The organism is Haemophilus sp. oral taxon 851 str. F0397, from assembly GCF_000242295.1.
Lineage (GTDB): Bacteria > Pseudomonadota > Gammaproteobacteria > Enterobacterales > Pasteurellaceae > Haemophilus.
This window is the reverse complement of the sequence record NZ_JH591071.1, coordinates 1-855: the sequence shown is the minus strand read 5'-3', so window position 1 is coordinate 855 and position 855 is coordinate 1. Positions and strand designations below refer to the sequence as shown.

1 pseudogene is annotated in these 855 nt (G+C 41.4%); it reads right to left on the bottom strand.

Annotated features, from left to right (window positions below):
- Positions 1–855, bottom strand: a pseudogene (locus tag HMPREF9096_RS09290) (hypothetical protein); the annotation flags it as partial.

The following is an 855-nucleotide window of genomic DNA, read 5'->3' as shown; positions in this document are numbered from 1 at the left end:
TTAATTTAGATACACTTGCTTGCGTGTTGGTGTCTGTTGCCTTAATTGTGAAATTGCCATCACCATTATCTTCAATGGTGACATTATCTCCACCTGTTAAGCTTGCCACGTTCGCATTCACTTGAACATCGCCATTCGCACCCACAGAAACTTTTGTGCCTTGACCTGGTTTGAAGTTTAAGCTTTCACCTGGATTCACTACATTTTTAAGTGTGCCATCTTCTTTTAATTGGAAGCCTGATTTTGCAATCGCATCGGCGACTGTTTTATCCGTCACTAAACCTGTTGCAGTTGTAATAGGGGTTACCGCGCCCGTTGCTTCTGCGACAGTAATCTCGCCTGTTTTAGCCGCAACTGTATGGGTTTTTAAATGCTCCCCATCTGTCGGGGTGACGGTAATAAAATCACTACCTTTCACATCAACTGCTTCTTTCGCCGCATCTTTTACATCATTTTTAGTCACGCTCACTTTATACGTTTCATTTGCAGAGCCTGCCGCCGCTCCAGATTGCGTTGAAACTGTCGCGATGTTATCTGTATCAGTAGAGGCTACCACTTTCTCAACTGCTTGCCCTTGAGCTTTGGCTTTTAATTTACCATCAGTAGTAATCTCTAATGACCCCTCATCAATATTTAAACCAACTTTATAATCTGTTGTATGCTCTGATGTATTTGAGGTTGAGGTTAATTTAATTGGGCTATTATCCTCTTTTGATACTGTGGTTTTTTCTGAATGCACGGTAAATGTTTTACCTGTTGCATCGTCTTTTGTTTTATTTACCGTTACGTTTTTACCTGCTTCAACGGTTGTGGTATTTGCCTTCAACTGAGCCACATTTACAGCGTCAGTATCTG